The sequence below is a fragment of the Marinobacter sp. DUT-3 genome (genome assembly GCF_050379435.1).
Lineage (GTDB): Bacteria > Pseudomonadota > Gammaproteobacteria > Pseudomonadales > Oleiphilaceae > Marinobacter.
This window is the reverse complement of the sequence record NZ_JBNRMG010000009.1, coordinates 70,920-92,809: the sequence shown is the minus strand read 5'-3', so window position 1 is coordinate 92,809 and position 21,890 is coordinate 70,920. Positions and strand designations below refer to the sequence as shown.

At 58.7% G+C, this 21,890-nt stretch carries 21 protein-coding genes; 15 read left to right on the top strand and 6 right to left on the bottom strand.

The genetic code is table 11. The features are described from left to right. Positions 1-5: 5 nt before the first annotated feature. From ACQUWM_RS13830 to ACQUWM_RS13820, 3 genes are read left to right on the top strand one after another with little or no spacing between them, the layout of a single operon-like run. Positions 6-842 carry a (Fe-S)-binding protein gene (locus tag ACQUWM_RS13830; protein ID WP_407001472.1) on the top strand — a complete coding sequence of 279 codons (837 nt, stop codon included), beginning with the start codon at positions 6-8 and terminating at the stop codon, positions 840-842. Continuing rightward, a complete protein-coding gene (locus ACQUWM_RS13825; RefSeq protein ID WP_407001471.1) occupies positions 839-2,299 on the top strand; it encodes a LutB/LldF family L-lactate oxidation iron-sulfur protein in 1,461 nt (486 codons plus the stop codon). The genes ACQUWM_RS13830 and ACQUWM_RS13825 overlap by 4 nt, the downstream gene beginning before the upstream one ends. Next, positions 2,296-2,967: a LutC/YkgG family protein gene (locus tag ACQUWM_RS13820; protein WP_428922552.1), complete on the top strand. Its 672-nt coding sequence runs from the start codon at positions 2,296-2,298 to the stop codon at positions 2,965-2,967. The genes ACQUWM_RS13825 and ACQUWM_RS13820 overlap by 4 nt, the downstream gene beginning before the upstream one ends. Before the next feature lie 4 nt (positions 2,968-2,971). Here the strand turns inward: ACQUWM_RS13820 and ACQUWM_RS13815 are convergent, their stop codons facing one another. Both ACQUWM_RS13815 and ACQUWM_RS13810 read right to left on the bottom strand, forming a co-directional pair. After that, on the bottom strand, positions 2,972-4,414 hold the full coding sequence (locus ACQUWM_RS13815; protein WP_428922551.1) for a hypothetical protein: 1,443 nt from the start codon (positions 4,412-4,414) through the stop codon (positions 2,972-2,974). Next, positions 4,411-4,626 carry a hypothetical protein gene (locus ACQUWM_RS13810; RefSeq protein WP_407001468.1) on the bottom strand — a complete coding sequence of 72 codons (216 nt, stop codon included), beginning with the start codon at positions 4,624-4,626 and terminating at the stop codon, positions 4,411-4,413. The genes ACQUWM_RS13815 and ACQUWM_RS13810 overlap by 4 nt, the downstream gene beginning before the upstream one ends. A gap of 117 nt (positions 4,627-4,743) precedes the next feature. Between ACQUWM_RS13810 and ACQUWM_RS13805 the strand changes: the two genes are divergently transcribed. The 4 genes from ACQUWM_RS13805 to ACQUWM_RS13790 are packed head-to-tail and all read left to right on the top strand — an operon-like array spanning position 4,744 to position 8,236. Then, positions 4,744-5,502, top strand: coding sequence for an Abi-alpha family protein (locus ACQUWM_RS13805; RefSeq protein ID WP_407001467.1), 759 nt, complete (start codon positions 4,744-4,746; stop codon positions 5,500-5,502). A gap of 20 nt (positions 5,503-5,522) precedes the next feature. Then, a complete protein-coding gene (locus ACQUWM_RS13800) occupies positions 5,523-6,746 on the top strand; it encodes a DUF445 family protein (protein ID WP_407001466.1) in 1,224 nt (407 codons plus the stop codon). Between the two features lie 24 nt (positions 6,747-6,770). Further along, positions 6,771-7,535, top strand: a complete 765-nt coding sequence (locus ACQUWM_RS13795; RefSeq protein ID WP_428922550.1) for a hypothetical protein — start codon at positions 6,771-6,773, stop codon at positions 7,533-7,535. Continuing rightward, positions 7,532-8,236, top strand: coding sequence for a hypothetical protein (locus ACQUWM_RS13790; protein ID WP_428922549.1), 705 nt, complete (start codon positions 7,532-7,534; stop codon positions 8,234-8,236). Before ACQUWM_RS13795 ends, ACQUWM_RS13790 begins: the two co-directional genes overlap by 4 nt. A 10-nt stretch (positions 8,237-8,246) precedes the next feature. On the opposite strand, the gene ACQUWM_RS13785 is transcribed toward ACQUWM_RS13790, so the two are convergent. Then, on the bottom strand, positions 8,247-9,041 hold the full coding sequence (locus ACQUWM_RS13785) for an enoyl-CoA hydratase-related protein (RefSeq protein WP_407001463.1): 795 nt from the start codon (positions 9,039-9,041) through the stop codon (positions 8,247-8,249). A gap of 181 nt (positions 9,042-9,222) precedes the next feature. Here ACQUWM_RS13785 and ACQUWM_RS13780 point away from each other — a divergent pair, with 181 nt between their 5' ends. The 7 genes from ACQUWM_RS13780 to ACQUWM_RS13750 all read left to right on the top strand — a co-directional run bounded on the left by ACQUWM_RS13780 (position 9,223) and on the right by ACQUWM_RS13750 (position 17,316). Continuing rightward, the gene (locus ACQUWM_RS13780; RefSeq protein ID WP_407001462.1) at positions 9,223-10,038 is read left to right on the top strand and encodes an ABC transporter ATP-binding protein; all 816 of its coding nucleotides are present in this window, start codon (positions 9,223-9,225) and stop codon (positions 10,036-10,038) included. Continuing rightward, entirely contained in the window at positions 10,038-10,916 is an 879-nt protein-coding gene (locus ACQUWM_RS13775) for a branched-chain amino acid ABC transporter permease (protein ID WP_407001461.1), read from the top strand. Before ACQUWM_RS13780 ends, ACQUWM_RS13775 begins: the two co-directional genes overlap by 1 nt. A 1-nt stretch (position 10,917) precedes the next feature. Next, the gene (locus ACQUWM_RS13770) at positions 10,918-11,961 is read left to right on the top strand and encodes a branched-chain amino acid ABC transporter permease (RefSeq protein WP_428922548.1); all 1,044 of its coding nucleotides are present in this window, start codon (positions 10,918-10,920) and stop codon (positions 11,959-11,961) included. Between the two features lie 59 nt (positions 11,962-12,020). Beyond that, the gene (locus tag ACQUWM_RS13765) at positions 12,021-13,241 is read left to right on the top strand and encodes an ABC transporter substrate-binding protein (RefSeq protein ID WP_428922547.1); all 1,221 of its coding nucleotides are present in this window, start codon (positions 12,021-12,023) and stop codon (positions 13,239-13,241) included. An 8-nt stretch (positions 13,242-13,249) separates the two neighbouring features. Beyond that, positions 13,250-14,059 (top strand): ABC transporter ATP-binding protein, encoded by an 810-nt coding sequence (locus ACQUWM_RS13760; RefSeq protein ID WP_407001458.1) that lies wholly within the window; start codon positions 13,250-13,252, stop codon positions 14,057-14,059. After that, positions 14,056-15,858 carry an AMP-dependent synthetase/ligase gene (locus tag ACQUWM_RS13755; RefSeq protein WP_428922546.1) on the top strand — a complete coding sequence of 601 codons (1,803 nt, stop codon included), beginning with the start codon at positions 14,056-14,058 and terminating at the stop codon, positions 15,856-15,858. The genes ACQUWM_RS13760 and ACQUWM_RS13755 overlap by 4 nt, the downstream gene beginning before the upstream one ends. 150 nt (positions 15,859-16,008) lie before the next feature. Then, complete coding sequence (locus tag ACQUWM_RS13750; protein ID WP_428922545.1) at positions 16,009-17,316, top strand: methyl-accepting chemotaxis protein; 1,308 nt, start codon at positions 16,009-16,011, stop codon at positions 17,314-17,316. 24 nt (positions 17,317-17,340) lie between these two features. On the opposite strand, the gene ACQUWM_RS13745 is transcribed toward ACQUWM_RS13750, so the two are convergent. Further along, positions 17,341-17,652 (bottom strand): hypothetical protein, encoded by a 312-nt coding sequence (locus ACQUWM_RS13745; protein ID WP_407001455.1) that lies wholly within the window; start codon positions 17,650-17,652, stop codon positions 17,341-17,343. Positions 17,653-17,801: 149 nt separating this feature from the next. On the opposite strand from ACQUWM_RS13745, the gene ACQUWM_RS13740 reads away from it, so the two are divergent. Continuing rightward, a complete protein-coding gene (locus tag ACQUWM_RS13740) occupies positions 17,802-18,695 on the top strand; it encodes a LysR substrate-binding domain-containing protein (RefSeq protein WP_407001454.1) in 894 nt (297 codons plus the stop codon). On the opposite strand, the gene ACQUWM_RS13735 is transcribed toward ACQUWM_RS13740, so the two are convergent. Both ACQUWM_RS13735 and ACQUWM_RS13730 read right to left on the bottom strand, forming a co-directional pair. Continuing rightward, positions 18,692-20,287 carry a GMC family oxidoreductase gene (locus ACQUWM_RS13735; protein WP_428922544.1) on the bottom strand — a complete coding sequence of 532 codons (1,596 nt, stop codon included), beginning with the start codon at positions 20,285-20,287 and terminating at the stop codon, positions 18,692-18,694. The genes ACQUWM_RS13740 and ACQUWM_RS13735 overlap by 4 nt on opposite strands. A gap of 252 nt (positions 20,288-20,539) precedes the next feature. Further along, complete coding sequence (locus tag ACQUWM_RS13730) at positions 20,540-21,868, bottom strand: amidohydrolase (protein WP_428922543.1); 1,329 nt, start codon at positions 21,866-21,868, stop codon at positions 20,540-20,542. Positions 21,869-21,890 lie beyond the last annotated feature (22 nt).

The window sequence follows — 21,890 nt, the reverse complement described above, 5'->3', positions numbered from 1 at the left end:
AAACAATGAGCGAACTGTTTTATGACGCCGCCCCGAACGCTACCCGGGTGGCTCCTGCCCGGGAAACGGAGCGCCGCTATCCTGACAAGCCTGCGGAGGTATCGCTGTTCGGTACCTGCGTGGTGGATCTGTTCTTCCCGGAGGCGGGTCTGGATGCTATCCGTCTGCTGGAACAGCAGGGCATTCGCGTGCACTTTCCACAACAACAGAGCTGCTGCGGCCAGCCGGCGTGGACATCGGGTTACCGTGACGAGGCCCGGGCCGTGGCCCTGGCGCAGCTGGACCTCCTGGATAACGGTCGTCCGGTGGTGGTGCCTTCGGGTTCCTGCGCCGGCATGTTTCGCCATCACTACCGCGAGTTGTTCGCCGATGAGCCGGACAACCTGAAGCGTGCCGAGGACCTGGCCGAGCGCACGTTTGAGCTGACGGAGTTTTTGCTCAAGGTCTGCAAGGTTCAACTCGTTGATCGTGGGAAGCAACACAGGATTGCCCTGCACACCTCCTGCACCGCCCGCCGGGAAATGAATACCCACCTGCACGCACGGGAACTGCTGGCCCAGCTCGCCAACGTGGAGCGAGTTGACCATGACCATGAGAGTGAGTGCTGCGGGTTTGGCGGCACCTTCTCCATACGCATGCCGGATATCTCCGGCGCCATGGTGCTGGACAAGACAACCGCCCTGCGGCAATCCGGCGCGGCCGAAGCCATCAGTGCGGACTGTGGTTGCCTGATGAACATCAACGGCGCGCTGGAAAAGCAGCAGCACGCGTTCCGCGGGCGCCATCTGGCCAGTTTTCTTTGGGAAAGGTGCGGGGAAGAGCTGCTTGGAGGTGAGCAATGAACCAGCGCATTCCGGTGACTGAACTGGCCAGTGACTTCAAGGGCCGTGCCCATGAAGCGCTGGCCGACTCGCAGTTACGCTCCAACTTCCGTACCGCCATGGACTCACTGATGCGCAAGCGGGCTGAAGCGTTCAGCGATGAAGACGAGCGGGAAGGGCTGAGGGAGCTGGGCAACCGTATCCGCGCGCGTTCGCTCTCCAACCTGCCGGATCTGCTGGAACAACTGGAAACCCAACTCACCGCCAACGGTATAAAGGTGCATTGGGCAGAGACGGTTGAGGAAGCCAACGAGATTGTTCACGGCATCATTGAAGCCCATGACGGTCGACAGGTGGTGAAGGGTAAATCCATGGTCAGTGAAGAGATGGAGATGAACGACTATCTCGCCGACCGTGATATCGAATGCCTGGAGTCGGACATGGGCGAATACATCGTCCAGCTCGACGATGAAAAGCCGTCCCATATCATCATGCCGGCGATTCACAAGAATGCCCGCCAGGTGTCGGCGCTGTTCAACGAAAAGCTCGGCGAACACGTCTCCGAAGATGTGGATGAGCTGATCCAGACCGGGCGACGCATCCTGCGCCGCAAGTTCCTTGAGGCCGACGTGGGGGTGTCTGGTGTGAACTTTGCCATCGCCGAAACCGGCACGTTGCTGCTGGTGGAGAACGAGGGTAACGGCCGCATGAGCACCACGTCGCCGCCGGTACACATCGCCGTGACCGGGATCGAAAAAGTGGTGTCCAACCTGCGGGATGTGGTGCCGCTGGTGTCCCTGCTGACCCGCTCAGCCCTGGGGCAGCCCATCACCACCTACATCAACATGATCTCCGGCCCGCGCAAGCCTGATGAACTGGACGGCCCGGAAGAAGTGCATCTGGTGTTGCTGGATAACGGGCGCACCGGCGCGTTTGCCGACGCCCAGATGCGCCAGACCCTGAATTGCATCCGTTGCGGCGCCTGCATGAACCATTGCCCGGTCTATACCCGGGTGGGTGGCCATACCTACGGTGAAGTCTATCCGGGACCGATCGGCAAGATTGTCACACCGCATATGGTGGGGCTGGACAAGGTGCCGGACCACCCCAGCGCATCGTCCCTGTGTGGCGCCTGCGGGGAAGTCTGCCCGGTGAAGATCCCCATTCCGGAACTGCTGCAGCGGCTGCGGCAGGAAAACGTTCAGTCTCCGGACCACGAGCCGGCCGCCGTGAAAGGGGCCGGCAGCAAGTACTCCCGCAAGGAGCGGATGATGTGGCGGGCCTGGGTGATGCTGAACACTCGTCCGTCCTTATATAAGCTTTTCCTGTGGGGCGCGACCCGTTTCAGGGCGCTTGCGCCCAAAAACGTGGGCCCGTGGACCGAGAATCACAGCGCCCCGGTGCCCGCTGCACGCTCTCTCCATGACCTCGCCAGGGATCATTTGAAGAATCCACCCAACGGGAGAGCGGGATCATGAGCGCTCGTGCCAATATTCTCAATAAGCTCAGAACCAGTCTGGCCGGTACAACGCCCCGCCCGGACGAATTCGACGAATCCCTGGTGACCGGCCCCTGGCGCTATCCCCCGGAGCAGCGCATTGCCCGGTTACGGGAGCTGATGGAAGCGGTGCATACCGAAGTGCATCAGACCCGACAGCATGACTGGCCGGCACTGGTCGCGGAGTTACTGGCGAAGCGAGAGATCGACAATCTGTTGTATGCCCCGGCCACGACTCATGGCGAGCAGTTAGCGAGTGCCTGGAAGGACCGAACAGGTGGGCCGGATTTGCAGGCCTATGACCGTCCCATTGAGGAGTGGAAGGCAGAGTTCTTCAATGACGTGCAGGCCAGCCTGACGGGCACCATTGGCGGCATTGCCGCAACGGGGTCGCTGGTGCTTTGGCCGGACCGGAATGAACCCAGGCTGATGAGCCTGGTGCCGCCAGTGCATATTGCCCTGCTCAAGGCCAGCGGGATTCACGATAACTGGTACGACATGATGACCGTCCAGAACTGGGCTGCGGGTCTGCCGACCAATGCGTTACTGGTGTCCGGACCGTCCAAGACGGCGGATATCGAGCAGGTGCTGGCCTACGGTGCCCACGGACCGAAGGAACTGATAGTCCTCATCCTTGAGGACGTTTGACGGATTATTTCAACAACGTCTTGAACAGGTCCGAACCCATGTTCTCGGCACGGGCTTTCAGTGCCCGTGATGTCTGACGTGACTGGTAGCGGATGACATCGGCAATCTCCTTCGCCTGATCCGGTATCCGGACTTTTGATATGAGACTGACCAGTTCGTTCCAGTCGCTGTCTCCCAGCAGTTCCGAACGATTCAGCAGCCGTTCCAGCAGGGCGCCGTGGTCGGCCGCCATCAGACTGGCCAACAGTTCCTGACCCTTGCTGGGCAGGCGTCGGGCAAAACGGATCAGGGGGCGGATCTGGCCGGTGCCGATGCCGGCCGACACGATGGCCTGCAGTATGAAGTTATCGTTGAACACGCCCAGGGTGGTCAGTTCCTTGACCTCTTCGTCGGTCATTCTGCTCAGGAGCGTGAGGATGACTGCGGCATGATTCTGACGGACCGCGTCGCGAATGAAGGCCTCCAGAATATCCGCACCCTGGCGCAAGCCGACTTTGGCAACGAAAGCCTGCAAGTCAGCGTTCATGGCCTCGATCAAAGGGATGGTGTTAGCCATCAACCCCTCATCGTAGGCGGCTTTCATCAGTCCCTCCAGAACCTGCTCGTCCCGCAGGGCCTGCAAATGCACCAGTGACCGCTGGTGGCGTTCCTTGATGGTGTCCAGGGAGCGGAGGATCGGCCCCCAGAGCGCCTGGCTGTTCGCCACGTTGATCAGTTCGTTCAGGGTCTCGGGGTCACGTTCCACGATCAGGTTGGTGATGCGGCTCTGGATGTCCCGTCCGACCTGATCGATTACCCACATCAGAATGGGCCAGGTGTCGCGGTTACCGAGGCCGGCCAGAATGATGCGGTTGAGGCGTTCGTTGTCCACCAGACGGATGATGTCTCCGAGCTGTTCCGGCTCGTCCATGTAGAACACCGTGCGCAAAAGGGCCACGTCATCGTCAACCAGCGTCAGTACCTGCCGAATGGCGGTGGAGGGCAGGGCATCTGCCAACTGGCCGGCGGTAATGTGATGCTCCTGCTCGATCAGTGCTGCCGCCACGGCGGCAATCTGATCAGTGGGTATGTGCCGGATCAGTGTCCGCAGCGCCCGCGGATCCGCTTTCAGTGTCACCTCGGTGAGGAAATCCACGGGTAGCTGGCGGGTAATTTTGCCGACCTTCAACAGGTCGACAAAGGGCAGAACCCGGGCGACGACGACGGGGCCGCAGCTGGTCGCGAGTTTTGCCGCCCGTTTTGCCGGCAGCGCCCTGACGAAGCAGGCCAGGCGCCGGAAGGTCGATGCGTGGTCCTCGTGGAGGGTGTCGAGCACGGCATCCCTGGTCTCTCTGATCTGACCGGGCTGGCAACCACTGGCCAGATTCCTCTGCGCGGCAGGGAGATCGCCAATGAGCGCCTGTAATTTTTCCAGTTCGGCTACCATTTGCAACGAGGACGTTTTCACTGCGATCCCCCCTCCGCCTTGTTGTCTTTTCCGACGGTCATGTTGAAAACCAGTCGTGATGGCAAAGGCAGGTGGCGTCGAGCTTCCTCAAGCTCACTCGCAATCTCCTGGCGGTGTGCGGCCAAGGTGCTCTCGGCATTGGCCCTCACCGCTTCCGCGAGTTCATCGGGCAGTGTTTTCAGAGCGCTGGAAAGTTTTGCTGAGGGTGTCATTGTGCGCCTTTTTACGTTTGTTCTTGTTAATTTGTTCTTGCAACCTTATTTTAAAAATGTGACATATGTCACGTAAATTGTCCGTATTCACAACAATAAGATTGTCAGGCGAGCGCAATGGACAAGCGAAAGCTAACGTCAGGATTACCGGTGCCGTCCGTACCGGGCAACCGTACCCTGCTGCGTCTCCGGTCAGCACTCGGGGAGTTACCGCCCGTTCAGCGTGCTGCGGCCGTTGCCTCGGAGGTTGAAAACCAGTTGCTTCTGGCGCTCAGGAACCGGCTGCAGAGGCTGGATGGTCATGGCTTGTCCCATGGGAATTCTGACGATGTCACGCCGACGCTGGTCACCGCCGATACCGCAGGCATTCTGAGAGACCTGCATCATCGTTCGATATACCAGACCAAAGAGTCCGCTACCGATGATCTGATCCGCATCATCGTGCAGCAACTGGTGCCTGATGAACTCCGGGTATTGGCGTTGGTGTCGGATGAGCAGCCCCACGCCATGTGTCATATGGAGGTGATAGGCCGGCTGGGTAAACCGGCCTATCGGCTGCGGGGCCACCTGAGCCGGATAGCCCAGGAGTCCGGACTGATGCTGGGCCAGTGGGCGCCTTATTATCTGAACCACCTGATCCAGCTGGGACTGATCGAAACCGGGCCTTCGTTCAAGACGTTGGTGCAGAACTACGAGAGTATCGAGAACGGTCTGGCGGTGCGCGCTCTGACGACCGATATAGAGAATCAGGCTGGCATGAAAGTGCGCTTTCAGCGGCTGTCCTTTTCAATTTCGGATCTCGGTAAAACCCTTTGGTCTAAAACCCTCGACTGCCGTGAGAATGACGAGTCACCGGGTGCGACGGGCAAACAATAAAAACGACTGGAAGTGCGAGTATGGAAGCGGTAGTGAATGACTTCGTGTCAAACCTGTGGCTGTATCTGTCGATGCCGGTGATTAGCGGTGTTGTCGGCTATGTCACCAACGTCATAGCCATCAAGATGATGTTCCAGCCGCTGGAGTTTGTGGGTAAGCCTCCGTTTCTGGGCTGGCAGGGCATCATTCCCCGGCGTGCGGCGAAAATGGCGGCTATTTCGGTGGAAACCATCACCACCCATCTTATTACTCAGGAAGAGATCTTCTCCCGCCTGGACGCCGACAAAGTGGCCAATGCGCTGGAGCCGGCGTTGAACGGCATGATCGAGGAAATCGTCGACCAGGTGATGCTGGAGTACGAACCGAGGCTCTGGGAATCCCTGCCGGAAATGGTCAAACGGCAGATCTACAAGCGGGTTAAGCGGGATGCTCCCAAACTGATCAATGACATCATGAATCAGCTCAAGGTAAACATCTCCCAGATGTATGACCTTGAGGATATGGTGGTCACCAACCTGAGCCGTGATAAGGCCCTGTTGAACAAGATCTTTCAGGAAGTAGGCGCTGCCGAGTTCCGTTTTATCGGACGTTCGGGTCTTTATTTCGGTTTTGTATTCGGCCTGGTCCAGATGTGTGTCTGGTTGTTCTTCCAGCAGGGCTGGCTCCTGCCGGCGTTCGGTCTGCTGGTGGGCTATGCCACCAACGCCATCGCCCTGCAGATGATCTTCAACCCCAAAGAACTGATGCGTATTGGCCCGTTCAATATCCAGGGGCTGTTCATGAAGCGTCAGAATGAAGTGGCCAGTGATTACGGCCGTCTGGTTTCTTCCTACGTTCTGACGCCAGCAAATATCATAGAAGGCATTCTGAAGGGCCCATACGCGGACAAGGTGTTCGATATGATCGGCCGCCACGTACAGCGCGCAGTCGACGAGCAGACCAACCTGGCCAAACCCTTCGTCACCTTTGCCGTGGGCACCCAGAATTACCGTGACATGAAGTCCAGTGCAGTAAAGCGGCTGATTCAGCGGTTGCCGGCCACACTGAAACACATCGAAGATTATGCCGATGAGGCCCTGGACCTGGAACATACCCTGTCGACCCGCCTGCAGAGCCTCAAACCCACGGAGTTCGAGGGCATGCTGAGGCCGGCATTTGAGCAGGATGAGTGGATACTGATTGCCGTCGGTGCGGCACTGGGCTTTTGTGTGGGGGTATTTCAGCTTACCTTCATGTTCGGTTAATGAGGCTGGCTCAGGGAATCCGTTATGGCAATTCAGATTACGGTTCGCAAGACATGGTTGGCCATTGCCGGCGTGTTGCTGATTCTAGCTATCGCATTGGGGATTACCGGCGCCTATTGGCTGTGGAAGAATGTGGGTGCGGAGCTATTGCTCCGTGATCAGCAGGCGAAGGTGTCCATTCCCGAGCCGATGGCCGTGGGTATCGATATTCTCGACAGTCTGGATATTGAACTGGATACCGTGCTCTCCACAACGGTGCCCATCGACCAGACTCTGACGCTGCCGATTCGCGACACCCTGAACGTGTCGGTGACTTTCGACAGCGCCGTACCGATACAGATGGTGGTTCCGCTACGTCAGAACATCGAGCTGGATCAGACAATTGCAGTGGACGGTAACGTGGAAGTCAAAGCGCTCGGCAAATGGTTTGAATTGCCGTTGCGCGGGGAGTTGCCGGTCAAGGCAACCATTCCTCTGGATGAGGAAATCGCGATTGACCAGATGGTGGATCTCAAGTTCACCGCTCCCGCCCAGGTTGAACTGCTGGAATCCCTGCAGGTACCCCTGAAAGTGGATATTGCCACGGATATTCCCCTGAAAACCGAGATGTCCGTGCCGGTCCGGTCACGCATCAATGCCTACGCCACTATCCTGGAACCGGCCGATGCCCTGCTGGCGGAAATGGATCTGGAGCTTCCCATCCGCGAGATTGGACTTTCCTGGTCGCCGCAGGATGAGTCGCAATCGAGTCCCTACGACGACACGCCGTCGGAGCAGCCAAGGCAATGAGTGCTCTTGGACGCTGGATTCTGTATGGCTGGCTGTTTTTGCTGATACTGGCGCTTGGCCTGGTCGGCGGGTTCTTGTTATACACACGCGTGATTATTGGCGTGTCCCTGACTGATCAGTTCGCATTGTTAAGGCTGCCTGCGGAACTGCGGGTTGACGCCCACACCGAGGAGAACGCCGAGCTTACTTTGCTGGGGCAGGTGGATGTCAGAGTGCCTTTCCGCCACGAAGCGCTGCCGCTGCCCTTGAAGGGGCAGTACCGCACGAACCTTGATCTGGACACGCAGATCCCCCTTCGCATGGAGATCCGCTATCGGGACACATTGACCGTTGAGACGGATCTGGACATTTCCGCCAATACCGGAATGATCTATTCCTGGCTGCCGGAGCTGCCAGTCAGGGGCGTGTTACCGGTACGGTTTGATCTGCCCGTGGATATCGTCGTGCCCGTCGATACCATGGTGCGTCTTCAGTACAGCGGGGAGGTGCTGGCGGCCATTGATCAGGTGGTCAGGCCCTCGGTGGATACCGAGTTGGTGACATCACTGAACCTGAATCTGGATGTCGAATCACCGGTAAAAAATCGTTTTTCGGCCACGGTCATTCCTGACCAGCGCTCGGTGCCCATTGTCCTCGACGACTCGGTTCTGGAGCTGCCTTTGCAGGATCTGGGCTTTTTCCGGGTGGATGGTGAGCGGTAGTTGCGCGCCGTCACTTACCCTGAAATCGCGGTTTCCGCTTTTGCTGGAAGGCGGACACGCCTTCGCTGAAGTCGGCCGTTGTAGTCATCTCCAGAAACGCCTGCCGCTCGGCTTCCAGGTGGTCGGCCAATGCTGTGCCACTTGCCTGATCGACCAGCCGGCGAAAAGCGCCAAAAGCCCGGCCAGGTCCTTCAGCGGCCTTTGCGATGGTGGTCGCCAGTACCTCATCGAACTGATCTTCCGGTGCAACACGGGTGACCAGGCCCCAGTGCTGGGCTTCCGTGGCGTTCAGGGTGCGGCCGAGGATCATCATTTCCGAGGCCCTTCCGGCACCGATCTTGTGGGGCAAAAACCACGTGCCACCGCAGTCCGGTACCGCGCCAATGCCGTTGTAGGCAATCAGGAAACGGGCGTTTTCCTCGGCAACGATCAGATCCGCCATCAGCGCAAGGCTGAGACCGGCACCCGCTGCCACGCCTTTCACCGAAGCAATGATCGGTGCGTCGATATCCCGCAACAGAAGGATGGCCGGATTCAGCGAATCCAGGGCGGTGTTGACCATTTGCCTGGCTTGCTGCCGGCCTCCGGCCATACCGGAAATGTCGCCCCCTGCCACAAACGCGCGACCTGCGCCCCGGAGCACCACACATCGCAGGCTTTGCTGTGAAGCCAGCCCCCTGACCGCCTCCAGGAAGGATTCAGCCATGGGAATGTTAATGGCGTTGAGTGAGTCGGGCCGATTAAAGGTCAGTGTTGCGACGCCGTTACTGCGGTCAAATTCGGATATCACGGTCGGTGTTGTCATTGTTGTTTTTGCTCCTGCCCGGGCGTTTGCCGCCTGGCTGCATCTTTTCGTCCATCACGTCCGTTTCATAATAGGACACTGTGGCTTGGCCATTGTTGCGGGGTTGGACTATTTTTAGTTGGGTTCGGTCAGCAGTCCTGACAATAACAACAACCATAATCCTGGTTAAGCGTGACAAGATGTGAGTATCCTCGAGATCAATAACCTGTCTTTGTCCTTCGGTGGTGTTAAGGCATTGCAGGATGTCGGCTTCCGCGTGCCGGAAAGCACCATCACCACCATCATCGGTCCGAATGGCGCCGGCAAGACGTCCCTGTTCAATTGCATTTCCGGTTTTTACAAACCCCAGCAGGGCACGATCCGCTATCAGGGGGAGGTGCTTGCCAGCCGTATCAAACCGCCGCAGCGGGCTTCGCTGGGCCTGGCCCGAACCTTCCAGAATATTGCCCTGTTCCGGGGTATGACCGTACTCGACAACATCAAGCTTGGCGCCCACGTTCATATGAAAAGCGGCCTGCTGGGCTCGCTGGCGTACTTCGGAGCGGCGCGCCGGGAGGAAATGGCGATTCGCCGGGAAGTGGAACACCGCATCATCGATTTTCTGGAGATCGATCACATCCGCCGCCAGCCGGTGGCCAGCCTTTCCTATGGCCTGCAGAAGCGGGTGGAGCTGGCCCGTGCCCTGGCCATGCGCCCCAAGGTGCTGATGCTGGATGAGCCCGTGGCCGGGATGAACCGGGAAGAAAAGGAAGACATGGCCCGCTTTATCCTGGATATCCGCGAGGAGTGGGGCGTGACCGTGCTGATGGTGGAACACGACATGGGCATGGTGATGGATATCTCGGACCACATCGCGGTGCTCAATTTTGGCCAGGTGATCACCGAGGGCCTGCCGGAGGACGTGCAGCAAAACCCCGAGGTGATCAGGGCCTATCTGGGCAACAGCGACATCGACAGCCTGCGCGAAAAACTGAACGCTGGCGGGGAGGCGGCGTAATGGACTGGCTGTTCTTTGGTGAAATCAGTCTGGCCGGGCTGGCCATGGGCGGGCTCTATTCCCTGATCGCCCTGGGTTTCGTGATCATCTACAAGGCCACCCGGGTGATCAACTTTGCCATCGGCGAAATCATGATGTTCGCCGCTTACCTGTTCCTGGCCTTTGCCGGCGGCATGGAACTGTCGCCATGGATTGCGCTGCCGCTGGCGGTTCTCGGGGGCAGTATCCTGGGCGGTGTGATCGAAAAGGTGATGATCCGGCCGATGCTCGGGGAGTCGCCGATTGCAGTGGTGATGGTGACCATTGGGATCGCCAGCATCCTGGTGGGTGTGGTGGAGCTTTTCTGGAGTGCCGATCCCCAGTTGTTGCCCCGTTTCCTGCCCCGGGAACCGGTCTTTATCGGTCCTCTTTACCTCGCACCGAAAATCGCCTACGGCTTCCTGATTGGCGCCGCGCTGCTGATTCTGTATCTGCTGTATTTCCGCTTCTCCCGCGGCGGCGTCGCACTGCGGGCGACCGCGTCCGACCAGGCGGCGGCCTATTCCATGGGGATCAACGTGCGCCGGGTGTTTAACCTGGCCTGGGTATTCGGCTCCCTGGCTGCGTCCCTGGCTGGCGTACTGGTGGCAGCGACCGGTGGCCTGAGCCCTCAGTTCGGGATCATCGGCCTCAGTGTGCTGGTGGTGGTGATTGTCGGTGGCCTGGACAGCATTCTGGGCGCACTGGTTGCCGGGGTGTTCATCGGCTGGCTGGAGACCGTGGCCGGGGCCTACCTCGGTGGTGAATACCGGATGCCGGCCACGTTTCTGGTGCTGGCGGTCATCCTGGTGATTCGTCCTTACGGACTTTTCGGCACCCACGAAATAGAGCGAGTGTAGGATGCGCATTGGTGACGCAAAACAGACTTACGAGGCCGATGAGGCGATCTGGTCCAGTGCCACCCAGAAATTCTGGTTTGCCCTGTTTCTGCTGACCTTGCTGGTGTTTCCGTTCATCGCGAACGCCTACCTGCTGTACCTGGGCTGCCTGGTGGGCATCGCGGTGATCAGTACCACCGGCCTCAATATTCTCACCGGTTTTACCGGGCTGATATCCCTGGGGCAGGCCGGTTTTATGGGTGTCGGCGGCTACACGGTTGCCTGGTTGTCGCTGAATACCGGGTTGCCGTTCCCGGTGACTCTGTTGCTGGCGGGGCTGATGGCGGCGGCGGTCGGCATCCTGGTGGGGTTGCCATCGCTGCGGGTCAAAGGGCTGTACCTGGCGATTGCGACCCTGGCGGCCGGTGTGTTCCTGCACTTTATCTTTGCCGAGTGGGAATCGGTTACCGGTGGCATGGGCGGACTTAGCCTGGAACCGGCCCATCTGTTCGGGTTTACCTTCCAGAGCGATTTCCGGATGTACTTTGTCATCGTGCCGCTTGCGGTGTTGATGTTGTTCGCGGCCAGTAATGTGTTCCGCACCCGTATTGGCCGTGCCTTCATTGCTATCCGGGATCGCGACATTTCCGCCGAGATTCTGGGTATCAACCTGCTGCACTATAAATTGATGTCCTTCGCGCTGAGCTCTTTTTATGCCGGTGTGGCTGGTGGGCTGTTTGCCTATTTTTACCGGGTGGTGACGCCGGAAAGCTTTCCCCTGTCCATGTCCATTTTCTATCTGGCGGCGGTGATTGTGGGCGGTATGGGCAACCTGCTGGGCGGCATTCTGGGCGCGGCGTTCATGACGCTGATCCCGGAGGCACTCAAGCTGCTGACGTCCGCGTTGACACCGTTTTACCCCAATGCGCCGGTGTTCATGTCGCCGATGCTGGAAATCATTTTCGGGGCATTGATCGTGGGCTTTCTGATTTTTGAACCTCATGGCCTGGCCGAGATCTGGCATCGCATCCGGCGGTTCTTCCGGCTGTGGCCATTCCGTACCTGATCGCGCTGTCACGCGACCCGTTGCAACACCAACAACAAGACGCAGCAAGGAGAAGACACATGTTCAGAAACCTATTCAGCAAAGGCCTTGGAAAGGGCCGCCAGCTCGCAGGGCTGAGTGGTCTGGTCGCTGCACTGACGATGACCGCGCCCACCATGGCGCAGGACAAGGAGCCCATCGTGTTCGGCGGCTCGATCCCATTATCGGGGGTATTTGCCTTCGCCGGGGTTCATATTCACGCCGGCCTCACCGACTACACCAGCTGGATCAACAGCGAAGGGGGCATCAACGGACACCCGGTGGAGTATGTGATGGAGGATACCGGGTATGAAGTGGATCGCTCGGTGGCCGCGTTCAAAAAGATCTCCGGCAGCGACTCACCGGCGGTGTATTACGGTGACAGTACCGGTTTCATGAAAGCCATTGCCGCGGAACTGAACAGCCAGGGCGAGACGCTGATGAGCGGCGCCTCGTTCGCGACCGCGCTGACCGACAACGAGCAGTACCCGTTCCAGTTCATTCCGGGCCCGAGCTACAGCCAGATGTTCGGCATCATTCTTGAGTACATTGCCTCCGAGACCGGAGAGGGTGACAAGCCGACGCTGGCCTTTGTCTACAGCGATACCGAGTTCGGCAAGGATCCGATCGAGAATGGTAAAGCCCGCGCCGCCGAGCTGGGCATTGAAGTGGTCGAGGAGATCGTCACCAAGCCGGGCAGTGTGGACGTATCGGCGGAAGTGCTGAAGCTGCGCCGGGTTCGCCCCGATTATGTGGTGTTCCACGGCTATGTGCTGTCACCCATCAATGAGTTCATGGTGCAGATGCGCCAGATGGGTCTGGACACCAAGTTCATGGGCACTTTCTGGTCGTCCGACAAGCTGATCATCGACAAGATGGGCGAGGACGCCGACGGCTACATGGGCGTGATGCCCTACAACTACTACGACAGTGCAGAAAGCGGCCCGATGCTGGATGCGCTTCGCACCCAGGCTGAGAAAAGTGATTCGGAAGCGGGTTATCGTCCCACCGGCTACATGCAGGGCTGGTTCAATGCCATGGTCTGGACCGAAGTCATCAAGCGCACACTGGATGCCGGCAAGGAGCTGACTGCAGAGAACATGGCGGCGTCGCTGGCCTCCATCGAAGACTGGGACACCGGCGGTATTATCGGTATTCCGGTGACGGTGCGGGACATGTCCTTCCCGGTCGGCCGTATCTGGCGGGTGAACGCCGAAGAGGGCCGTTACGAGCCGGTGTCGGACTGGATTCACCTCGACTGAGGCGCGGTATGGAAGCCTTACTGGAAATCGATAATATCGAGGTGGTCTACAACAAGTCGGTGCAGGTCCTTCGGGGCCTGTCACTGCGGGTACCGAAGGGCGCCATTGTGGCGTTGTTGGGCTCCAATGGCGCTGGCAAGTCCACCACCCTGAAAAGCGTCTCCGGCCTGCTGGACCTGGAAGACGGCGAGGTAACCGCCGGTGAGGTGCGTTTCCGCGGCGCCGATGTGAAAGGAACCGCGCCGGAGAAGCTGGTCCGTAATGGCCTGTTTCATGTCATGGAGGGGCGCCGCGTTTTCGAAGACCTGACGGTGGAGGAAAACCTGATCGCCGCGACCTACGCCTTATCCGGCAAAAAAACGTCCCTGAGCGACAGTTATGAACTGGTCTACAACTACTTCCCGCGCCTGCGGGAACGCCGCAAGCAACTGGCGGGGTATCTGTCCGGCGGAGAGCAGCAAATGCTGGCACTGGGCCGCGCCCTGATCGCCCAGCCGGACCTGATCATGCTGGATGAGCCTTCCCTGGGACTGGCGCCGTTGCTGGTGGAGGAAATCTTCACCATCGTGGCCCGTATCAACCGAGAGCAGGGCACAGCCATCCTGCTGGTGGAGCAGAATGCCGCGGTCTCCCTGGCGATTGCTTCCTATGGCTACATCATGGAAAACGGCAAGATCGTGATTGACGGCCCGGCCGACAAACTCACCGCCAATGAAGATGTGCAGGAATTTTACCTCGGGGTTGGCGGCGCCGGAGGCGAGGCCCGCAGTTACCGCGATATCAAGCATTACAAACGCCGTAAACGGTGGCTTTCATGACAACACCCGCCATTCCCGACCTGACCCTGACCCAGATGCTGAGAGCCCACGCCCGTGAGCGGCCGGATGGCCTGGCATTGCGCCAGAAGGACTTTGGTATCTGGCAGGCCTTTTCCTGGCAGGACTACTACCAGCGGGCCCGCCATTTCGGGCTGGGACTTCGCGCCCTTGGGCTTTCCGAGGGTGGCCATGTGGCCATCATCGCGGAGAACCGGGTGGAGTGGGTGATCGCGCAGATGGGCATCGGCGTGGTCGGGGGTATTTGCGTGGGGGTGTATCCCACCAGTCCCTGGAACGAGGTGGCCTATGTGCTGGAGCACAGCGATGCCGAAATCGTGGTGTGTGAAGACCAGGAGCAGACGGACAAAGTGCTGGATGCCTGGCCGAAGTTGCCGCAGCTCAAGCACAACATCGTGATCGACATGAAAGGGCTACGGTACTACGCCGAGCCACCGTCCGCGTTCGAGGACATTGAGGCCAGAGGGCGGGAGTTTGAGCAACAGCATCCGCAATTGATCGATGATCTTCTGGATCGCCAGCGCATGGAAGACACCGCGTTGATGGTATACACCTCGGGCTCCACCGGTCGCCCCAAGGGCGCGATGGTCAGCTGGCATAACCTCCACGCCGCCGCGCCGGGACTGATTGAACTGCTGGACGTGGGCGAACATGATTCCAGTTTGTCCTACCTGCCGCTGTGCCATATCGCCGAGCAGGCTTTCACCAATATTGCCCCGATCTACGTGGGCAGTACGGTCAGTTTCGGCGAAAGCCTGCGTACCGTGCAGGAAGACCTGCGGGAAATCGCGCCGACGTTTTTCCTCGGGGTGCCGAGGATCTGGGAGAAACTTCATTCCTCCATTTACATCAAGATCCAGGAAACCGGTCGCCTGCGCCGGGGGCTGTTCCACCGGGCAATGACAGCCTGTGAGCCTCTGGCCACCAAACCGCGGACAAGCTGGAACCTGAAGGAGCGGCTGGTGTTTGGCGTCTGCTACTGGACCGTATTCCGCGCCTTGCAGAACTTCATCGGGCTTCGTCGCTGCACCATCGCGCTTACCGGCGCTGCGCCTATTGCCACCGGTATTCTGACGTTCTTCCGCACCATCGGCATTCCCCTGGTGGAAGTCTATGGTCAGACCGAGAGCACCGGCGTCGCAACGGCGCAGCGCCTGGACAACGTACACCTGGGTACGGTTGGCGAGGCGATTGCCGGAGTGGAGGTCAAACTGGGGGAGCACAATGAGATCATCATGCGCGGTGGCAGCATGTTCAAGGGCTACTACAAGAACGATGATGCCACCTTCAGCACCCTGAAGGATGGCTGGTTGCACACCGGCGATGTGGGCGAATGGCGGGATGGTCAGTTGAAGATTGTCGATCGCCTGAAAGACATCATGATCACCGCCGGTGGCAAGAACCTCTCCCCCACGGAAATTGAAAACACCCTCAAGGCCAGCCCCTACATCAAGGAGTGCATCGTCATCGGCGAGGCTCGCAAGTTTGTGTCCGCCCTGATCCAGATTGACTTCGAGACCGTCGCCAAATGGGCCGAACAGGAGCGGATTGCCTACACCACCTTCCGCAGCCTGACCGAGCATGAACGGGTTAATGAGCTGATTCAGGCAGAGGTGAACAGGGGCAACGAACAGTTGCCCCAGGTAGCGCAGATCAAGCGCTTCCACCTGCTGACCAAGGAGCTGGATCACGACGATGACGAAGTAACCGCGACCATGAAAGTGCGACGCAGCAATATTTATGAGAAGTACAGCGGTGTGATTGAGTCGCTGTATGCCTGAAGTGGCTGGCGAAAACCTGGTTGCACTGAAGAACTGTCGCTTTTGCTTACAATTCGTTTCGCGAACCCTACTTTAAACTACGTAGTTTCCCCTACTTAGTGGTTATATTGGAATCAATGGATTTCCTACATTGCTCCCGGAGGGCACAACATGTTCGGTCGCCATCGCATTGCGGAATTGACAGAACAGCTGGAGGTTTCCCGTAACGACCATGCCAGGATGCGGCAAATTCTGGACGCCATCAGCTCTCAGATCGGCTATATCGAATTCAGTCGTTCCGGGGTGGTGGAATCGGCCAACGATATTCTGCTGTCTCTGGTGGGTTATCAGCGTCAGGAACTGATTGGCAAGCATCACCGATTGTTGTGTGATTCCACATACGCTTCATCCGCCGAATATCAGCGATTCTGGGAAGAGCTGGGGCGTGGTATTTCGCAGCAGGGCACGTTCCCCCGCTTTGCGAAAGATGGTCGCCGGGTCTGGCTGGAGGCGACCTACTTTCCCGTTACCGATGACGATGGGCAAATCACCAAGGTTGTCAAAATCGCCTGGGACGCGACAGCGGCGCAGGACAAGGTCGCGGATGATACCGCGATGCTGGATGCGATCAACCGATACATGGCGGTCATCAAGTTCACACCGGATGGCGAGATACTGGAAGCCAATGACAACTTTCTGAGCACTACCGGTTACGCCCGGGACGAAATTCTCCATCAGCATCATAAGATGTTCTGCTTCGATGATTTCTATCGCAACAACCCTGACTTCTGGAGCCGCCTGGCCCGGGGAGAAAGTTTTTCAGGACAGTTTGAACGCCGGGACAAAAGTGGCCGCAGTATCTGGCTGGAGGCCACCTACAGCCCGGTGTTGGATGCCGGAGGGCAGGTTTATAAGGTAATCAAGTTCGCCGCCGATATTACTTCCCGGATTGCCAACGCCCGGGAGGCTGCCGAAGTTGCTGCTTCCACTTCTGAAGAAACGTCACAAATCGCCACCGAGGCCAACCGCGCGCTTGCGGTTGCGGTGGAAACCTCAGAGTCGACCCAGGCGGAGGTATCCAGCGCGGTGGAGGTGAGCCGGGACCTGGAAACCCAGGCCGAGCAGATTGGCAACATTGTCAGCACCATTCGCACCGTCGCAGAGCAGACCAATCTATTGGCGTTAAATGCAGCCATTGAGGCCGCCCGGGCCGGCGAAATGGGCCGGGGCTTTGCGGTGGTGGCGGACGAGGTTCGTCAACTGGCGGCCAAAACCGCTCACTCGCTGGAAGAGATTTCCGCCGTGGTGGGCAGGAACAGCCATTTGATCGGGTCTTTACGCTCCAGCATGGACGGGGTGTCCGAGCTGTCCCGCCGCAGCTCCAGTGAGATCTCCGGCGTTGCCAGTGGTATCCAGCAGGTGGAGAAAGGCATGACGGATCTTGCGGCTGTGGTGGCGCGGTTGACGAGTGAGGAGTGAGCCCCCTCACTCCAGGCCTGAACCTCATCCCTCTCCCCGTGCCCTGCGACAAGCAGCCAGGGCCTTCAGCGCGTCTATTTTCAGTGGCAGTTCCAGTGCCCACTGAATATCCACCCGCTCATAACCGATGTCAGACAGTATCTGATCGTTCTCCTCCAGCAGCGGTACAAACAAGCGCCGGAAATGGTGCCTGCGCCGAAAGATTCTGACCCAGAACTCAAGCGTTGCCATGAAGGCCAGCGGCGGCGTAGCCGGCATATAGAAGTCCAGACTGGGCGGCTGTTTGGGTGCATCAGGGCGCAGGGATGGGCGACGGAATTCCTGATAATTGCACATTTTGAATGTCTCCTTGATCAGTCATGAACGCTCTCTGCGAAACCCTGGGTACAGACCAGGGCGCGTTGTATAAGCATGCAATCTCACCTTTGATCAAACAAACGAAAAGATTTAACGTATGAGTTAAGAAAAATTGAAAGGTGTGAGTTATGAACAGTTCCAATCCCGGGATCAGCCGTGAGACCGTTCCACTGCTGGATACCGATGTCCTGAGAACCTTCGTGGCGATTGCCGAGTGCGGCAGTTTTACCCGGGCCGCGAAACAGGTTTTTCGCACACCCTCGGCGCTGAGTATGCAGATAAAGCGTCTGGAAGAGATTCTTGGGCACGTTCTGTTTGTGCGTGAGGCCCGCCATGTCCGGCTGACCCCGGAAGGGGAGGTCCTGCTGGGCTATGGTCGGCGGTTGTTGCGGCTGAATGAGGAGGCAATACAGCAATTTCTGACGCCTACCCTGGAGGGCCGGGTCAGTCTCGGTACCTCAGACGACGTTGGTAGCCGTATTCTGCCCGGGGTGCTTGCCCAGTTTGCACGATCATATCCTGCCGTGCAGGTGGATGTGGTGGTGGGCTCAAGTAAACAGCACCTTGAGCGCCTGGACGCCGGAGAACTGGATATGGCCCTGATCACCATAGGAAATCAGGGCCAGGAAATGCGGGGAGAGGTGGTCCATACGGAACCGCTGGTATGGGCCGGCCGTGAAGGAGGAATTGCCGCCAACCGTTCGCCCTTACCGGTGGCCCTGGCCAGCCACGGGTGTGTCTGGCGCCGGATGGCCCTGAGGGCACTGGATGAAGCCGGTATGTCCTATCGCGTGGCCTATACCTGCGACAATTGCTCCGGCCAGGAAGCGGCGATGTTTGCGGATCTGGCGGTTTCACCTTTCCCGCTCAGCCTTGTTCGCCCGCCATTGCGAAAGCTGGACAGGGAAGGATTGCCGGCCCTGTCCGATTACCAGATTGCGCTGGTTCGGCACGGTGGCAATCCGGTGCAGGATGCGTTGGCAGGTCATGTGAAGGAAGCATTTGGTGACTTGAGGGGTTAGCCGCTCTCCCGCATCAGGTCTGCCGCTTTCTCCGCTATCATCACCGCCGGCGCATTGGTATTGCCGCCAATGATGCTGGGCATGATGGACGCATCCACTACCCGCAGCCCCTCCAGCCCGTGAACCCGCAACTGGGGATCGACAACCGCCATGTCATCGACCCCCATTTTGCAGGTGCCTACCGGGTGATACACGGTGTCGGTGCGTGACCGGAGCACGTCGCGGATGTCATCGTCGGTGGTGACGTTCGCGGTAAACGGGTCTTTGGTGATGAAGTGGGCGAGTGCCGGCGCTTTCATCAACCGATCGGTCATTTTGTAGCCGTTGACCATGGCCTCCAGATCATCCGGGTGGTCAAAGAATTTCGGGTCGATCACCGGAGGGGTTTGTGCCGAACTGTCCTTCAACGATACAGTGCCGCGGCTCTTCGGACGCAGCAGGCAGACGTGGCAGGAGAAACCGTGCCCCCCGTGCAGGGTACGGGCATGATCATCCACCAGGGCAATCACGAAATGCAGCTGGATATCGGGCGCCGCCTGCTGCGGATCGGTTTTGAGGAAGCCGCCGCCCTCCGCGAAGTTGGAGGCCAGCAGGCCGCGTCGTTCTTTGCGATAACGCAGGAACTGGCGGATGCCGTGCAGGCCGCCTTTCAGCGACAGACCCAGCAGGTTGCTGTCTTTGGATTTGTAGCCAAAGATGAAGTCCGGGTGGTCCTGAAGGTTCTTGCCCACGCCGGGGAGATGATGGACCACAGGCACGTCGACCGCCTTGAGTTCGTCGGCATCCCCCACGCCGGACAACATCAGCAGTTGGGGAGACTGGAATGCGCCAGCGCTCAGCACCACTTCCTTGCGTGCACGAATCTGTCGTAACTGGCCGTTTTGCAGAAACTCGATACCGACCGCGCGTTTACCTTCGAACAGAATGCGTTGGGCCAGCGCATCGGACTCTATGATCAGATTGGGACGGCTGTCGAGGTAGGGCGCCAGGTATCCCCGGTAGGTGCTCCAGCGCTCGCCGTTGAGCTGAGTGACCTGGTACAGGCCAATCCCCTCCTGCTGAGGGCCGTTAAAATCGTCAGTCAGTGGGTAGCCGACCTGGCGGGCTGCCTCCAGATAATGCTGCTGGAATGGGTTGTCGCTCTGAAGGTTGCTGACTTTCAGTGGCCCGTCGGTACCATGCCATTCGTTGTTGAGCGTTTGATTGCCTTCGGATTTGAGGAAGTACGGCAGCACATCCTTGAACGCCCATCCGGTATTGCCCTGGGCGGCCCAATGGTCGTAATCACTGGCGTGGCCACGAATGTACGCCATGGCATTGATGGCGGACGAGCCACCCAGCACTTTGCCCCTCGGCTGGTAACCTCGCCGACCGTTCAGCCCCGGCTGCGGCACGGTCTCAAACGCCCAGTTGTTGATGTTCTTCGGCACCATCGCGACCACGGCTGCGGGTGTCTGGATCAGCCAGCTGGCACCCTTGCGTGATCCGGCCTCAATCAGGGCAACGGTGGAATTGGCGTCCTCACTCAGCCGACCCGCAAGCGCACAGCCGCTGGAACCACCGCCTACAATCACATAATCCACTGTTTGCATTGCCGATCACCTTTGAAATTCTTGTTTTAGAGGGAGGGGTACAGATTTACCGCAATAAGGAGAGTGTGGGAAGCGGGGGTATTTCTGAAGGTGATTCTGGGCCAGTTTTCGGCAGACAACTATTGGCGTGTGTTAGCGGTGCCGCCGGCTTCGTTGATGAAGTGACGGCACCGTGTTTTGCCGGGAAGCTGTCTCCAGCCCGGGAAACCAGCCTCTTATGAAGGCTTCATGCGCCTTTTGTCTGAAGGATGATCATTGACCCTGGCGCGGGTGGCTTTGCAGGTAGTCGCTCGTCAGGGCAGATAATGCCTTGATGCCGGTGACCAGTGCCTTGTCATCCACGTAGAACTCCGGTGAATGATTGGGAGCCGCATCCTTCATGTTTTCCCTGGGCGTCACACCGAGGAAAAAGAACAGCCCGGGCACTTCCTTCGCATAATACGAAAAGTCCTCGGAACCGGTGACCAGTGGCACTTCGAACACCTGCTTGGGAGCGACACGCTTCAGGGTGGGGAGCATCTGTTGGGTGAGGGCAGGATCGTTCACCGTCGTGGCGTAATTGTTAATGATAGAAACGTCTGCTTCAGCGCCGGAAGCGTGAGCAATATGTTCCGTGGTCGTGGTCACGTGTTCATTCACCTGCTGCTGCACGTCATCGTCAAAGGTGCGGATGGTCCCGCTCATTTTGACGGAGTCCGGAATGATATTGTGGCGGGAGCCGCCGTCAATGGTGCCGATAGTGACAACCGCAGGAGCCGGCATGATGTTGGTCTTGCGGCTGACCACCGTTTGCAGTCCGTTGATGATCTGGGCACTTGCTACGATGGGGTCAACGCCATCCCAGGGCTGTGCACCGTGGGTTTGCTCACCTTTCACCGTGATATAGAGATCCGAGCTGCTGGCCATCGTGGGGCCGCTACGGTAGCCGATGATTCCGGTGGGGGCTTTTGAGGTCACATGAAGCCCGAAGATGGCGTCCACATCCGGGTTCTTGAGAACCCCTTCCTCCACCATCAGCCGAGCACCAAAATGCTGTTCGCCTTTATAGACGTAATCGCTGGGTCCTTCTTCCGCCGGCTGGAAAATGAACTTCACGGTACCCGGGATTTGATCCCGGACGCTGGCGAGGTTCTGGGCAACCGCCATCAGGATGGCGACGTGGGCGTCGTGCCCGCAGGCGTGCATGACGTGAGTTTCCTCGCCCTGGTATTTCTGGATAACTTCAGACGCATAGGGCAGCCCCGTACGTTCCTTGCCGGGTAACGCATCCATGTCCGCCCTGAGACCCACCACCGGCCCTGGGAGGCCGCCCTTGAGAATGCCTACTACACCGGTTTTCCCGACACCGGTTTGGACCTCCATGCCCAGCTTGCGGAGATGGTCGGCGACCAGTTTGGCGGTTCGGTGCTCCTGATTGCCGAGTTCGGGGTGTTGGTGCACGTCATGGCGCCATTCAATGGCTTGCTGGTGAACGGATTCAGCGCCCTGTATGACCTGGTCTGTCAGTGACTGGTCTGCCATAACGAATGGGGCAGTGACGGTCGTACAGGCAAGCGTTGCCCGTAGCAGTGCTTTACGCATGCTTTTCTCCTTGCGATTGTTG

Coding starts and splice junctions, on each gene's coding strand:
- ACQUWM_RS13820 (WP_428922552.1), top strand. CDS start 2,296: ATGAGCGCTCGTGCCAATATTCTCAATAAGCTCAGAACCAGTCTGGCC.
- ACQUWM_RS13755 (WP_428922546.1), top strand. CDS start 14,056: ATGACAACACCCGCCATTCCCGACCTGACCCTGACCCAGATGCTGAGA.
- ACQUWM_RS13745 (WP_407001455.1), bottom strand. CDS start 17,652: ATGTGCAATTATCAGGAATTCCGTCGCCCATCCCTGCGCCCTGATGCA.
- ACQUWM_RS13760 (WP_407001458.1), top strand. CDS start 13,250: ATGGAAGCCTTACTGGAAATCGATAATATCGAGGTGGTCTACAACAAG.
- ACQUWM_RS13785 (WP_407001463.1), bottom strand. CDS start 9,041: ATGACAACACCGACCGTGATATCCGAATTTGACCGCAGTAACGGCGTC.
- ACQUWM_RS13765 (WP_428922547.1), top strand. CDS start 12,021: ATGTTCAGAAACCTATTCAGCAAAGGCCTTGGAAAGGGCCGCCAGCTC.
- ACQUWM_RS13810 (WP_407001468.1), bottom strand. CDS start 4,626: ATGACACCCTCAGCAAAACTTTCCAGCGCTCTGAAAACACTGCCCGAT.
- ACQUWM_RS13740 (WP_407001454.1), top strand. CDS start 17,802: ATGAACAGTTCCAATCCCGGGATCAGCCGTGAGACCGTTCCACTGCTG.
- ACQUWM_RS13830 (WP_407001472.1), top strand. CDS start 6: ATGAGCGAACTGTTTTATGACGCCGCCCCGAACGCTACCCGGGTGGCT.
- ACQUWM_RS13805 (WP_407001467.1), top strand. CDS start 4,744: ATGGACAAGCGAAAGCTAACGTCAGGATTACCGGTGCCGTCCGTACCG.
- ACQUWM_RS13825 (WP_407001471.1), top strand. CDS start 839: ATGAACCAGCGCATTCCGGTGACTGAACTGGCCAGTGACTTCAAGGGC.
- ACQUWM_RS13775 (WP_407001461.1), top strand. CDS start 10,038: ATGGACTGGCTGTTCTTTGGTGAAATCAGTCTGGCCGGGCTGGCCATG.
- ACQUWM_RS13795 (WP_428922550.1), top strand. CDS start 6,771: ATGGCAATTCAGATTACGGTTCGCAAGACATGGTTGGCCATTGCCGGC.
- ACQUWM_RS13770 (WP_428922548.1), top strand. CDS start 10,918: ATGCGCATTGGTGACGCAAAACAGACTTACGAGGCCGATGAGGCGATC.
- ACQUWM_RS13750 (WP_428922545.1), top strand. CDS start 16,009: ATGTTCGGTCGCCATCGCATTGCGGAATTGACAGAACAGCTGGAGGTT.
- ACQUWM_RS13735 (WP_428922544.1), bottom strand. CDS start 20,287: ATGCAAACAGTGGATTATGTGATTGTAGGCGGTGGTTCCAGCGGCTGT.
- ACQUWM_RS13790 (WP_428922549.1), top strand. CDS start 7,532: ATGAGTGCTCTTGGACGCTGGATTCTGTATGGCTGGCTGTTTTTGCTG.
- ACQUWM_RS13730 (WP_428922543.1), bottom strand. CDS start 21,868: ATGCGTAAAGCACTGCTACGGGCAACGCTTGCCTGTACGACCGTCACT.
- ACQUWM_RS13800 (WP_407001466.1), top strand. CDS start 5,523: ATGGAAGCGGTAGTGAATGACTTCGTGTCAAACCTGTGGCTGTATCTG.